Below are 14,535 nucleotides of genomic sequence, written 5' to 3' on the forward strand. Positions count from 1 at the left end.
AAGAGTGTTTGATGTCCGATCTAACAATAGATAGAAAACTCGTAAAATCAATATTACATAGTATGACTGGTCGTTATTTAGTTTATGCTGTTCAATTAATATCTATGATGATATTAGCTAGGGCTTTCAGTCCTGAAACGTTTGGAATATTTGCTGTTATTCAAGTTTTTTCTGTTTTTTTTGCGTTAATCAGTGAGATGGGCTTTGGTCCCGCTTTAGTTAATGAATCAAAAATTTCAAAAAAAATGCGTGATGGTATATATAGCTTTACATGGATTCTAGGTATCTGTATCTCACTTTTGTTTTTTGCAGCATCACCTTTAATTTCATGGTTTTATAATAATGAGTTATATCAATATTTAGTCATCCCTGTCGCGATAAGTGTCATCTTTAATACTGCGATAATAGTTCCATTAGCTGCATTTAACCGGGATAAAAAATTTATATCTATAGCAAGATGTGAGGCAATTGCAGAAGTTATCTCAATCATTGTGGTATTGGTATCGGTAAGGTATTTAGAACCGATTTGGGCGTTATCGTTGAAACCTTTATCCGTAGCATTTGTCAAGTATATTCTAGTCTATACTGGTTCGCAACGTACTGAAACTGGTATGCCTAAGTTTGGTAGAGAATTAGGATATATAAAGGAAATTCTAGCTTTTTCAAAACATCAAGCTGGATTCAACTTTTTAAATTATTTTTCACGAAATTTAGATAATATCCTTGTTGGTAAATATTTAGGAGCAGTCAGTTTAGGAATATATGATAAAGCATATCAATTAATGCGTTATCCATTGTTATTGCTCACTTTTGCAATGTCTCCGGCAATTCAACCTGTTATGAAAGAGTTAAAATGCGACCTGTACAAATTTGAACATCTTCATAATAAGTTTATTCGTTTCGTTTCAGTTATAGGATTAGTGGTTGGCTTTAGTATTTATTTTTTATCTGAGCATATTGTATCTATTTTACTTGGTGAACAATGGATTGAAGTAGGGCCTTTATTACAGATATTATCCGTTTCAATTCCTATCCAGATTGTCATGAGTACTAGCGGTGGTTTTTACCAAGCAGCAGGCAGAGCTGATTTATTGTTAAAATGTGGTTCATTTGCTTTTTTTACAAATGTAACTGGAATTATAATCGGCATTTCGTTGAACGATTTAGAATTGTTGAGTTGGGCCATTGTTGGTAGTTCATTTATTAATTATATTCAGTGTTACTATATTATGGGGAAGTGCTTATTACCTTCTGGTGCTTTGAATACGTTAAAGAATATATTGTTCACGTTAGTAGGTGTGATTATTTTATTTGTAACAGTTATCAATTAGGTTACTGTATATTTCTTATTTCTATCTTAAAATCATATTAAGCATTGTATTAGGAAGATAAAATTTTGTTAGAAAGTGATATGTTAAATAGATTAACCGTTATAATACCTACATATGGGAGATCTGATAAGATTTTACAATCCATATATTCTTGCTTACATCCTAAAATAGCCATTATCATCATTGATGATAATGGCTTAAATTCGAATAATCAAATTTCAACTAAAAACCTAATCGACAGTATCACCACCGATTATACTAGTAATTTAAGTTATCATGCATTAGATGTTAATTCTGGCGCTTGTATAGCACGTAATAAAGGCATAGAACTAGCTAAAACAGCTGTCGTTACTTTCCTTGATGATGACGATATACTTCTAGCTGAAGACACATTGCAAAAACTTGAATTTTTTGAGAATCAGAATGATTACGATATTTGTTGCAGTGATATGTTTTCTAAATTTAATGGAAAAACATATCAATTACCCTTCTGTTATTTTAGGGGGTTAACACCAACTGATTTACTCCTCGATGGTAATTGTTATACACCTATGATCATGGCAAAGAGAGACGCTTTACTAAGGATAGGCGGTTTTGATAATTGTAAAAAATTCCAAGACCATGTAATAATGTTAAAGATACATTTATATAAATTGAATGTATGTTATTTCGATAAGCCTAGTTTTATTCATGTAGATCATGATGAGTATAGAATATCTAATAATGCCTGTTCATATCAAACAGTTAAGCTTAGATTTAAATATGAGTTTCTATTGCTTAATGAAATTGAATTGGTCGGTAAAGAATTTATAGATTTAAGAAATGTAATAACAGAAAGAAAGAAGTTCTTATGTTTTTATTTTATAGTGATGCCAAGATTAAATACTTTTGTAAAAAGGTATTTAGGAACTAGAAAGTTTTTTAATAAAAGTGGTAATAACCATAACTGCATCTATGTATTTATGAAATCACTTTTTTATGCTTTGAAAACAATTAACGGATTTCCATTTGTTATAAAAAGAATTGCATATAAAATTAAGGGTATGCGTTAAGTGGATAATGTATTGAATAATCAAATTCACCTCGATACGGAACGAAAAAGCAATATTGGTTTTTTATTTTTTTATTTACTTGTGTTATTGTTTTCTTTTGTTTCTCCTTTTCTTTCCTTTATGTTTTTTACGATTTTAATTTTATATACTAAAAATTATAATTTTTTATATGCCATTCCTATTTCTTTGACCTTTTTTTTTATGGTTGTTAATTTTAATCGAGATTTCTTTCATTTTGGCAACGATTTAGTATGGTATTATTCTTATTTTAAAAACTTTGCTGATTATCAATCTGGTTTTTTTAGTTCTTTTGGTAATGATGACCTAGCAGATGTTTCATTAAAATTTAGTGAGCCATTTTACCATCTATTAGTCTATCTATCGAGTAAGCTTACAAATGGATATTATCCTTTTTATTTGTTCTGGGTTCATTGTTTTATTTATTTAATTCCTACTTTTGTTATTATAAGTATTTGTAAGTTGGAACGAGTTTCTATTCTTGTTTGCTTTTCTTTAGTTTTATTTCAAATGTTAGTGTTTTATGATTTTGGAAACGCCTATAATTTGATTAGACAGCAAGTGGCAAGTTCATTGATGATTATTTGCTTCTATTTTATGTATGTAAAAAATATTAAATTATGCATTTTATTTTCAGTTCTTGCAGTATTAACGCATAATTCAACTATAATAGTGGTTGCTCTTATTTTGTTGTTTTGTTTATACAATCTTAAATATATTTCTTATAAATATGTTGTGTGGCTTAGTTGTATGTTATCTCTTTTTTATGTAATCGCATATTTTAAGATAAATGATAATTATGAGAATTTAAATGATAAGTCGAGAGGAGTCTTTGTACAATTAATTGACCTTTCATTGTTTATTCTTAGTATGGTAATCGTTTTCTTTTACGATCCAAAATATAGGAATGTATATAGATTTTTATTGATTTTTTTTATAGCTTTATCTTTTTCTTACGCTAGCTCATTTTTACCATTAAGGTTTCTTACATTTTATGATTCATTTAAATGGCTTGTATATTTTATTTTACTTAACTACATTAGTTCTAGGTTAAGTCGCTATAAATATTCAGATTATTTTATTTTATTTTCCTCAACTTTTTTAGCATTCACATATTTTAATTTAAAGCTCACTTATACCGATTATACATACAATGGTACATTTTTTGATTTCGCTCTAGACTCCCCTATTTTTTATTTAGGTATTAATTTATGAAGGTTTTGTTATTAACTACTTGTATTTATAATGAAGAGAATTATTCAGATTTTCTTCGGCTTACTAACAGCCTGTCTTTGCAACATGACAATGTTGTTTTTGAACATGGTGTCTTATTTCAGGATTTTAACTTAGCAATTAAGTTAGAATCTGATTTTTCAAGAAATTACACCGCAAAATTTTTCTATATTGATCATATCATGTCGTTATCAAAGGCTAGAAATTTTTTAATTAGTAAGTACCTAAGTTTATTTACAAATTATGACTATGTTTCATTTCCTGATGATGATTGTTGGTATCCATCTGAATTTTGGGGGTGGTTCGAAAAGTTAGCAAAAAGGGATAACCTAGATCTTTTTTACACTAAGTTTTCTTCACAGCCTATTCAGGCTTCTAGTATATCTGAGGAGCATAGTACCTATAAGTTAGTTGAAAATGCTTCGTCTAATACAACTATTTATGCAAGTAATACAATTTCAAAACTCAAAATGTTTGATGAGAGATTCGGTGTTGGTAGTACCAATAATGGTGGTGAAGATACTGATTTTTCTGTAAGAGCAATGCTTTTATCAGAAAAAATTGTCTTTATTAATGCTAATTTAATTGGTCATAGAGACCCTATTGCTGAGTTCAGGTATCGTTACTTTAAAGGTTCTTTTGGTGTTCTTAAAATTCATTGCTTTAAATCTCTTTCGTTATTTTTGATTACTATTAGAAAGTTTATGGTTGGACTGGTTTTTTTTATTAATAAAAAAATAAAAATTTCTGATTTTTTTATTAATAAAAGTTAGCGTTGAAAGTAAAATGTCATAATTTACTTTTGTTGATTTGTTTAGGAAGCGTTTAGATGTTTATTGATAATAACTCCGTTAAAGATGCAGTGATAAAAGGTTTAACGCTTGTTAAACCTTTAGATGTTATAAATTTAAAAAGTAAATTGGTAAGTTCTAGCACTGCTATTTCAATAGGCTTTGTCAATCAACACGCTTATAACTTAATAAATAAATTCCCAGAAGTAAATGATCTATTTCATTCGTTAACCTACAGATTTCGCGATGGTGTCGGATTGAAAATAGCATGTGATATTAATGGTTGTGACTCAGGATATAACTTAAATGGGACTGATTTTATACCCGATTTAATTTTTCATTATTTACAGGTTAATCCAGATGCAGATGTATTTGTTTTTGGAACACAGGAGCCGTGGTTGACTTTGGGATGCGATAAGTTATTTAACAATTTAAATGTTGAAAAACTTGATGGTTTTAAAAATACCGATGAATATTTGTCCTTATTTACAAAGAAATACTCATCAGATAAAAAAACATTAGTTTTGTTGGCAATGGGAATGCCAAAACAAGAACTTATAGCTAAAAAAATCATTAAAGTTTCACTAGGGCCTGTTTTAGTCATCTGTGGAGGTGCAATTGTCGATTTTTCATCAAAAAGATTTAATCGTGCTCCTAAACTCTTTCGTCAGTTTGGCCTTGAGTGGCTTTATAGGCTTATAGTAGAGCCTAAAAGATTATTTTCTCGTTATATAATTGGAATACCAATGTTTTTTTTCTATATTTTAAAAAATCGGTTTTTTAGTTTAAAGGAGGAAACATGACTCTTCTTATTTATATTCCTAATTGGACTAAATCTTTTTTGATGTCTTTTTCTTGCCAACAGTTTCTTACCTTACTTGGTATTTATTTAATGTTACAAACGAATTTAAATCATCTACAAGGTATTTTACCTTTTTTTTCTGTGTACAATGAAGAACATTATGTTTTAACTGTTAAATATTCCATTGAAGCAGTTTCTAGATTTTTATCAGTTACCGATATATATAATTTATTAGGTGAGTTAAATGGATAGTCCATCAAGACTGCAATTTGTCGGTACGCGATCTAACTTCTTATTACGCATTATAGATATCATTATCATCACTGTTTCATTGCTAATCATTATGCGTGGTTACGGTCAGGTATTCGATAAAGATTATCTATTGGTTCTTGTTGGTGTATTGTTTTTTTACAGTTATATAGGTGAATCTTTAGCATTATACCGTTCATGGCGTTTAGGTCGCTTTTCGACCATGTGTCGTTTAGTTTTTATTACTGTGACCATAGCTTTCTTATTAATGACCTTAGTTGTATTTTTATTTAAATATAGCGAAGTTTATTCGCGCGTTACTATGGCAGGCTGGTTTTTTCTTTCGGTTTTTTTTCTAGTGAGTTGGCGTTTATTAGTTAGAGAAGTTAAACGTATTCGAAGGATAAAGGGCTATAACGTCCAAAAGGTTGCGATTGTTGGGCTCACAGAAACAGGTAAACACTTATATGATGAAATTATTAAACATGATGAGTTAGGCTTTGAATGTGTTGGCTTTTATGACGATAGAGAACCGATGCGTATTGAGAATCTCGATGCATCGTTAATAGTAGGTTCAATTAATGATGCGGTCGCATTAGCGATAGCAGGTAAACTTGATAAGTTATATGTGTGCTTGCCTATGTTGGCTGAAAAGCGTATTGCCGACATTATTTTGGCTTTAGGCGATAGCACTGTCGATGTATTAATTACCCCTGATTTTTTATTGAAAAACCTTATGCATGCTCGTATCGGTTGTGTGGGTGAAATTGACACATTGAGTGTGTTTGAGTCACCCGTTAACGGTATGAAGCGTTTTTATAAACGAACCTTCGATATTGTTTTTAGTCTGTGCGCGATTATCGCTATTTCTCCTGTATTAATTGCTGTTTCGATAGCGGTTTATTTATCTTCACCTGGAGCCATTTTGTTTAAACAAGATCGTTATGGTTTAGATGGCAGAAAAATTAAGGTATGGAAATTCCGCTCGATGACGGTAACTGAAAATGCTGACAAGGTTACCCAGGCACGCAAAGGTGATACCCGTATTACTAACGTAGGAGCGTTTATTCGCAGGACATCGTTAGATGAATTACCGCAGTTTTTTAATGTGCTTAAGGGCGATATGTCGGTAGTAGGTCCTAGACCGCATGCCGTGTCACATAATGAAGAATATCGTAAGTTAGTCAGTTACTACATGCTACGTCATAAGGTATTGCCTGGTATTACTGGATGGGCGCAGGTTAATGGTTGGCGCGGTGAAACCGATACCTTGGACAAGATGGAAAAACGGATTGAGTACGATCTTGCTTACATCCGTAACTGGTCACTTTGGTGGGATGTTAAAATAGTATTCATGACCTTTTTTAAAGGTTTTATTGGTAAGAACGCTTATTAGTCATCTGTTTAATTAAGTTACTTCGATAGCGTGTCATTTTCCTATCTGGTTATGCTTATTTTAGGTCATTTTGTTATTTCCCAGGATCATCTTATAGAGTTTTAAAGATTGAAGCTGAGAATGGATTCCCGATATAAGACCTCGGGAATGACGGAGCGGGAGCCTTAGGAATGACGGACTTATCAATCTTGGCATGACGGAGCGGCAGCCTTAGGATTTACGGAGTGGAGTATCTGGAATGATGTAGCTGTGAGCTCTAAAGATTGAAGCTGAGAATGGGTTCCCGATAAAAGAACTCGGGAATGACGGTTCGGGAGCCTCAGAATTAACGGAGTTTGAGCCTCTGGAGTTATGAGGCTTGGGATTTGTTGTGATTTCGTACCGTAGCTCGCGGAAATGACGTTTGTTGTCTTGATGATGACGCTGATACTTATCAGCAAATATTTGAGTTTTCCATTCAAGATTAAGTGACAAAAAAATAAAATATATCAACAGTTTTAAAGTTTACACATTGGCACGTTTGTGCTGGTGTTAATTATTCACCATGTATTTATTTTATAAGGATTTAAAGCATGAATATACCGTATAAGTTAAGTTGTATTGCTACTGTGGTTGCTGCGATAGTGATCGCTAATCCAGCTCTTGCTGCTGATGACAAAGCTGGTGTTATCCGCACTGAGTCTGGTATTGATTTCACGCCAGGTCTAAACAGTGGCCTTAAATATGATGACAACATTACTAGTGCTAATGCTTCCGCGGATGAATTAAGTAGTTGGGTGTTAACTGTCACTCCTGCTGTGCAAGCGCAGTTATTAGACGGTAATAATATTTATACAGTAGAAGCTGGCATTCAGTATGGTGATTACTTCTCCAGCAGTGATGATAATTACTTGGATGGTTTGTTAAAAGCTAAATCTGAGGTTGAGCTTAATCAATCAAATCGCTTCAATATTGAGGCGGCATATATTGCAGGTCATGAAGACCGAGGTACAGGTATTTTCGAAGGTAACAGTGGCAATGGTCAAGCTGAGCCTAATACTTATGATATTTTAAATGCTGGTGGCTATTATGAATATGGCGCAAAAACCACGCCAGCTCGTGCTCGAGTTAATGCTAAATACTTAAGTAAAGAGTACAGTAATTTTGAGTTTATTACTCAGTATCGTAATTATGCTGATACCACATTAGGGGCAACGTTTTATTATGATACTCAGGCTGCTACCAGCATTTTTATTGATTTTCAAAACGTAAATACAGCATATGATGTTGTTGATCCTACGGGCGATCGTGATAGCACAACCAATACTGCAAAAGTCGGTGTTGAATGGCAGGCGACGGCATCAACCGAAGGTAGCATAGGTATCGGTTATCAACGTAAAGGCTTTGATAATGATGTTCGTGAAGATTTCAGTGGTTTGTCCTGGGATGCAAAAATGACTTGGACGCCATTAACCTATTCTGCTTTTGAGCTTTCTACCGGTAGAACCAGTCGAGATCCAAATGGTTTAGGAGACTTCATTAGAGGCACTAGTTATGGGGTGCAGTGGCATCACGAATGGAGCGAACTATTTACCTCTTCTGTTGGTTTTAAGCAAGTTAACGACGACTATACTGGTGTAGAACGAGAAGACAAAAGTAAAGTATACCAATTTGGCCTTAATTATAACGTCACCCGTTGGTTAACCCTAAACACGGGTGTCGATATATTTGAGATTGATTCAACAGACAATCAATATGCTTATGATCGAAATATCTACTTTATCAAAGCTGAAATGACCCTATAGGACCGCCATGAAGTATTTAGCGACATTTTTTACTGCTACTTTTATGCTGTTATTGGCATCTATGCCAATAACAGCTGATGCTGAAACCCAGAGTTACCGATTAGGTGCTGGTGATACCATAGTGATTAAAGTTTATGGTGAGGAGGCATTAACCCTAGAAACGCAAATCACTAATAGTGGCACGATTAATTATCCATTTTTAGGCTCATTAACTTTAATTGGTTTAACCATTAAAGAGGTGGAGCAAATAGTGTATCGCGGCTTAAAAGGTGATTATTTTGTTGAGCCTAATGTTTTTGTGGGTATGGTTCAATATAGGCCTTTTTATATTCATGGTGAAGTTAACAAACCAGGTGGATATCCTTACCAGCCGGGGATGACTGTTAACCAGGCGATTGCTTTGGCGGGTGGTTTAACTGAGCGTGCTTCGCAAGAAAAAATAGCCATTTCGCGCGAGGGTAGCAAAGTCGAGTCTGAACGCGGCACTATTAATAGTCCAATTCAAGCTGGCGATACCATTACTATTGAACAGAGATTTTTTTAATGAGCTTTCAAGAACGACGACAAAGTGCTTCCTCAGGTAATTTACCTAGTCCTGCAGTCACGCAAATGGATCAGTTGATTGATGTGAAAAAACTGTTATTGCCGCTGTTGCGTTTTAAGTGGCGCATTTTAGCATTTGCGTTATTGGTCACAGCGTTAACCGTATTTGTGGTACTAAGCATGACACCGATTTTCAGTGCAACATCGACACTGTTGATAGAGTCAGAACAAGCTAAAGCGATTAAAATTGATGAAGTGTACGGTATTAATTCGGGTCAACAAGAATATTATTTAACCCAGTTTGAAATAATTAAGTCGCGCAGTATTGCTGAACGAGTATTTAATGAACTTGATTTAATCAATCATCCAGCTTTTAACCAGCCGCTAAGTTGGTTTACTGAGCTTAAGTCGCAGTTAAATTTTATCCCTGAAGAAGTTGCTTCGACTGCTGATAGCCAAATTAGCCAGGATATAGCTAAGCATAAATTAATTGATAGCTTTGCTGAAAATATCAATGTATCGCCAGTGCGTAAAACCCAACTAGTGAATATTAGCTTTGAAAGTTCAGATGCACAGCTTGCAGCACAGATAGCAAATGCTGTAGGTGATACTTATATTGTCAGTCAGTTAGAAGCTAAATTAGGTATGACCCAAAAAGTTAATACGTGGTTAGGTGGGCGCTTAGAGGATTTACGCTTAAAGCTGGACGAATCAGAACAGAGATTAGAGCAATTTAAGTTAATCAATGGCTTAGTTGATGTTGAAGGGGTAACCGCATTAGACGCCAAAGAGTTAGAGCGCTTAAGCGATGAAATTACTGTTGCAAGGTCACGTAAAGCCCAGGCAGATAGTTTTATGGCAGTGGTTAAACGCTACGGTGCCACAGATATTAGTCGTTTAGAAAGTTTACCTGAGGTGACCTCGCATTTATCGATTCAAAATGTTAAACGCGAAGTTGTATTAGTTGAACGCAAAGTGTCAGAACTTCAACAAGTGTATGGTCCTAAACATCCTAAAATGATTGCTGCCCAAGCTGAGCTTAATACGGTGCAGCAAAATTTACGCAAACAAATTAGTCGTTTAGTACAAGGTATTGAGGATGAGGCGCAAACTGCAGATCAAACACTGCAAGCGTTAGAGGCCCAGTTTAGTAAAGCAAAGGGCGCGTTTCAAAATTTAAGCACTAAAGATACTGATTATCAGCGCTTAGTGAGAGAAGTTGATACCAACAGACAGTTGTTTGATACTTTTTTAGCTCGTCAAAAAGAAACTGCTGTAACCGGTGATTTTGACTCACCAGTGGCACGTTTTACTGATCGTGCCGTTGTGCCGTTATTACCTGAAAAGCCTAAAAAGAAAGTGATTGTTATTTTGGCATTTATGGCAAGTTTAGGTTTTGCTATTGTATTAGTATTAGTGCTGGATGCATTAAACGACACTATAAAAACCAGTGATGATGTTGAGAAACTATTATCGCAACGCGCCTTAGGCTATGTACCGAAAGCGAAAAAAGGTACTAGTTACGAAGAGGTCAACTTTGCTTTTTATGATGCGAGTTTGCCTTTACATGCTGAGGCGGTTAGAACCATTCGGACATCGATGTCATTAATGGCCATGGGCAGTGAACTTGCTACGATTGAAGTCACCTCGTCAAATCCAAATGAAGGTAAAACCACTACCTCAATGAATATCGCTTTTGCTTATGCCACTATGGAAAAAGTGTTAATTATCGATGCTGATTTACGTAAGTCTAGCCTAGGTATGCGCTTTGGATTACCCACCTATCAGCCAGGGCTTGCTAATGTGTTATCGGGTACCGACAGTGTGCCGCATTGTATTGTAAAAGATGTTAAGCCTAATGTGGATGTGATGCCAGCGGGTGCTGTGCCATTAAATCCACAAGAGTTATTAGCATCAGCTCAATTTGCTGAATTACTCACCGAGCTTAAAACCCAATACGGTAAAATTATTATCGATACCCCGCCGGTTCATGCGGTTAGTGATGCATTAATTATCACGTCCTTGTGCGATGCCACAGTATTGGTTGTTAAAGCCGGTCATACCCGTAGCGAAGCAATTAAGTTAACCTTAGCTAAGTTGAACCAAGCCCGCAGTAAAGTGTTTGGCGTAGTGTTAAATCAATTTAACACTAAAGATGCACAACGTTATCAAGGGGATTATGGCTACTATCAAGCCTATGGTGCAGACTATTCCATAAAGGATAATAACCAGTCAGGTAAGGATAGCACTAAGGCATGATAGATTTACATTGCCATATATTGCCGAATATCGACGATGGGGCTAAATCAATTGATGAAGCCCTTGGTTTGATAGCATTAGCCGTCGAGCAAGGGGTAACTCGTATGGTGGCAACCCCTCATATTCATTTAGGGGTTTTTGACAATAATTTGCAAACGATCCATTACGCTTATGGTGTGTTGTCGGATGCATTAGCATTAACTGATCTTAATATCGAAGTTTGCGTGGCTGCAGAAGTGCGCATTACGCCTGAGATTTTGCAGTTTATTGAACAACAGCAACTGCCTTTTTTAGGCCGTCACCAGAAAAAAGATGTGTTGCTGCTTGAGCTGCCTAGCAGCCATATTCCGCCGGGTACCGATAAACTGATCCAGTGGTTACTTGCCCACGATGTATTGCCAATGATCGCTCATCCTGAGCGAAACAGAGAGTTGCAAGCACATCCGGATCGGATTATGCCTTTTGTAAAGGCTGGGTGTTTGTTGCAATTAACCGCCGCATCTCTGATTGGTGATATGGGGCCTATCCCACAGCAATTGAGTGAATATCTTCTTAAACGCAAGTTGTATTCGATTGTTGCATCCGATTGTCATTCGTTAAATCGTCGCCCGCCTAAGTTAGCCTTAGCCTATGATGCCATACGTCAGTTAGTTGATGAGGACTATGCTTATTCGATGACGACAGCAATGCCAGATAGTATTTCTAGTTCATTATTTGAACTGGCGAGGTAGTGAATGAGTAAGATGACCTGGTCAGCAAGACGTGTGACATACGCACTCATTATTTTAGTCCTACTGGGCTTATTGCCTATTTTGTTACAGAAAGGTTTGGCCAATGCCTACTATTTTAAATCACGTTTTTACGTTGATCAGTGGCAAAGTGGCAATACACCGACATCATTACAATATTCGAATGCGTTATTGGCTGCCGACTATGCGGTTAAAATTGATGATCAGAATCCGCATTATTTGCTCACGCTAGTGAAGGTGATGGAGTGGGGGGCTTTTTCACAATTAGTTACCCCCAATAATGAGGTTTTTAATCAGCTTTACCGCGATGCGATTAATCAACGACCAACATGGCCAAATGCTTATAGCGATTATGCCTATAATCTAGCCTTTATTCAGCATGACTTAGCAGCAGCTTGGCCTTATTTACAACAGGCCCTCCACTATGGCCCTTATACACCTGAAGTGTTACATCAAATATTAGCGATAGGGTTTGCTCATTGGTCATCTTTAACGGCGACGCAAAAACAGTTGGTGTTTAGCACTGCAAAAATTGCTGCAATGGCTAATTGGACTATGCGCAATGATTTAAAAATACTCGCCTTACAATATCAATTAACACCGACTATATGTACCTACTTCAAGTACTTACCTGTGGGTGTTAACCAAAATGATATTACTTGGATTGAAAAGGATATGTGCCGGTAATGGATGATCGTATACGTAGTTCTCAGTCTTTTGGGGTGTTTGATCGCGTGATGATATTGGCAATATGCGCATTGATTGTGTGGATGCCAATTCCGTTAGGCAGTAATCGTATTTGGGCCTTAGCCATTTTAGAGTTTGTTATCGTAGTGCTTGCGATTAGCCATGTGGTGTATTGTTTTAAACATAATGCACTCTTATTACGATATCGTTGGCAAAAACATTTACTGATCCCAACCGGAATAATGCTGGCCTATTTGTGTTTGCAGATCTTGAATTGGATGCCCGCGATTAATACGGTTGATGCTTATCAAACTGCTCAGCAACTATTAAAAACATTCTGTTATAGCCTGTTTATTCTGTTATTAACTCAATACTTTCAACATGCTCGAGCGCTTCGTTGGTTATTGATTGCGATTATCGTTTCAGGTTGCTTGCAAGCATTTTATGGTACCTTGATTCATTTATTACAACTCGATGTATCGCCTATATTTGGTTACCACGACGGCGATAGAGCAAGAGGTTCGTTTGTTTATCAAAATCACTTTGCTAATTATTTGGCGTTATGTCTTTCTATCGCGTTTGGTTGGCTGCTATCTGAATTAAAGACCACTAAAAATGATCATGACGTTAGAGACATCATCGTTGGGTTATTGTCGACATTATTCAGCCGTAAACTTATTTTACGTTTAGCCATCATCATCATGGTGATTGGGTTAATTTTAAGTCGCTCACGCATGGGCAATGCCGGATTTTTTACCGCCTTGGGCCTTGTGTCTTTATTGTCGATGTTTATTTACCGTCGTCCACCTACCTTGTTTAAGCCTCTAGTGGTGAGTATTTTTATTCTCGATTTGTTGATTGTCGGTTCAATTTTTGGCGTTGATAAGCTCAAGCAGCGTTTAGACGATACTTCATTTGCGTCAGAAACTCGTGATGAGGTGGTGATTGATAGCATTCCAATTATTGAAGAGCATTTGTTCACCGGCACAGGTGGCGGCAGTTTTTACACCGTATTTCCACAATACCAGCCGCAGTTCTATTCTGGCTTTTATGATCATGCCCACAATGAATATGTACAATTTGTAGTGGAGTACGGCGTGGTGATGACAGCTATTTTAGGGTTATGGGTGTTGTATGCATTTTGGTTGGCGTGCCGAACCATGTATTTACGCAACAATAAACTCTATAAAGGTGTCGCCTTTGGTTGTGCAATGGCTATTGTGCATATGCTACTGCATATTTCTGTTGATTTTAATCTTCAGTCGCCTTCCAACACCTTACTCTTTTTAACCATCTTAACCTTGTGCTGGTTAGTGCGTTATTTACCTTCTGATACACAGAAAAAGGTTAGGTAGGCCGCTATTTCTGTTCTTGTTTATTTACATCATTTTTTAGCTCGTCATCCTCGAGATCTGTTATCGGGGATCCAGATGTTTCTTAGTTTTTAGGTCCCTAGGTCTTAGGTTCTAGGTTCTACATATTAGGCTTTGCCCAACCCGCTCGTCATCCCTGAGATCTGTTATCAGGGATCCAGGTGTTTCTTTTGACTTTTGTCTTGAATACTTAAAGCCAACACCTGGATTCCGGCTTAAAAGCATTGCCGGAACGACGTAGTTGGTAGTAATACCGGAACGACGAAGT

At 35.9% G+C, this 14,535-nt stretch carries 13 protein-coding genes; all 13 read left to right on the forward strand.

Annotated elements, in window-relative coordinates:
- Positions 1-11 precede the first annotated feature (11 nt).
- Entirely contained in the window at positions 12-1,331 is a 1,320-nt protein-coding gene (locus tag H5164_RS15835; protein ID WP_182757050.1) for a lipopolysaccharide biosynthesis protein, read from the forward strand.
- Positions 1,332-1,396: 65 nt separating this feature from the next.
- Entirely contained in the window at positions 1,397-2,383 is a 987-nt protein-coding gene (locus H5164_RS15840) for a glycosyltransferase family 2 protein (RefSeq protein ID WP_182757051.1), read from the forward strand.
- 12 nt (positions 2,384-2,395) lie between these two features.
- Positions 2,396-3,616, forward strand: a complete 1,221-nt coding sequence (locus H5164_RS15845) for an EpsG family protein (protein WP_182757052.1) — start codon at positions 2,396-2,398, stop codon at positions 3,614-3,616.
- Positions 3,613-4,407, forward strand: coding sequence for a hypothetical protein (locus H5164_RS15850; RefSeq protein ID WP_182757053.1), 795 nt, complete (start codon positions 3,613-3,615; stop codon positions 4,405-4,407). Before H5164_RS15845 ends, H5164_RS15850 begins: the two co-directional genes overlap by 4 nt.
- A 56-nt stretch (positions 4,408-4,463) precedes the next feature.
- On the forward strand, positions 4,464-5,228 hold the full coding sequence (locus tag H5164_RS15855) for a WecB/TagA/CpsF family glycosyltransferase (RefSeq protein ID WP_182757054.1): 765 nt from the start codon (positions 4,464-4,466) through the stop codon (positions 5,226-5,228).
- Positions 5,225-5,479: a hypothetical protein gene (locus H5164_RS15860; RefSeq protein WP_182757055.1), complete on the forward strand. Its 255-nt coding sequence runs from the start codon at positions 5,225-5,227 to the stop codon at positions 5,477-5,479. The genes H5164_RS15855 and H5164_RS15860 overlap by 4 nt, the downstream gene beginning before the upstream one ends.
- Positions 5,472-6,872, forward strand: a complete 1,401-nt coding sequence (locus H5164_RS15865; RefSeq protein WP_182757056.1) for an undecaprenyl-phosphate glucose phosphotransferase — start codon at positions 5,472-5,474, stop codon at positions 6,870-6,872. The genes H5164_RS15860 and H5164_RS15865 overlap by 8 nt, the downstream gene beginning before the upstream one ends.
- A 572-nt stretch (positions 6,873-7,444) precedes the next feature.
- Complete coding sequence (locus H5164_RS15870; RefSeq protein ID WP_182757057.1) at positions 7,445-8,656, forward strand: outer membrane beta-barrel protein; 1,212 nt, start codon at positions 7,445-7,447, stop codon at positions 8,654-8,656.
- A gap of 7 nt (positions 8,657-8,663) precedes the next feature.
- The gene (locus tag H5164_RS15875) at positions 8,664-9,200 is read left to right on the forward strand and encodes a polysaccharide biosynthesis/export family protein (RefSeq protein WP_182757058.1); all 537 of its coding nucleotides are present in this window, start codon (positions 8,664-8,666) and stop codon (positions 9,198-9,200) included.
- Positions 9,200-11,458: a polysaccharide biosynthesis tyrosine autokinase gene (locus H5164_RS15880; RefSeq protein WP_182757059.1), complete on the forward strand. Its 2,259-nt coding sequence runs from the start codon at positions 9,200-9,202 to the stop codon at positions 11,456-11,458. The genes H5164_RS15875 and H5164_RS15880 overlap by 1 nt, the downstream gene beginning before the upstream one ends.
- On the forward strand, positions 11,455-12,189 hold the full coding sequence (locus tag H5164_RS15885; protein ID WP_182757060.1) for a tyrosine-protein phosphatase: 735 nt from the start codon (positions 11,455-11,457) through the stop codon (positions 12,187-12,189). Before H5164_RS15880 ends, H5164_RS15885 begins: the two co-directional genes overlap by 4 nt.
- 3 nt (positions 12,190-12,192) lie before the next feature.
- The gene (locus H5164_RS15890; protein ID WP_182757061.1) at positions 12,193-12,894 is read left to right on the forward strand and encodes a hypothetical protein; all 702 of its coding nucleotides are present in this window, start codon (positions 12,193-12,195) and stop codon (positions 12,892-12,894) included.
- A complete protein-coding gene (locus H5164_RS15895; RefSeq protein ID WP_182757062.1) occupies positions 12,894-14,249 on the forward strand; it encodes an O-antigen ligase in 1,356 nt (451 codons plus the stop codon). Before H5164_RS15890 ends, H5164_RS15895 begins: the two co-directional genes overlap by 1 nt.
- Positions 14,250-14,535: the final 286 nt, after the last annotated feature.

The sequence above is a fragment of the Shewanella sp. SG41-3 genome, assembly GCF_014164545.1.
In the GTDB taxonomy this organism is placed as follows: Bacteria; Pseudomonadota; Gammaproteobacteria; order Enterobacterales; family Shewanellaceae; genus Shewanella; species Shewanella vesiculosa.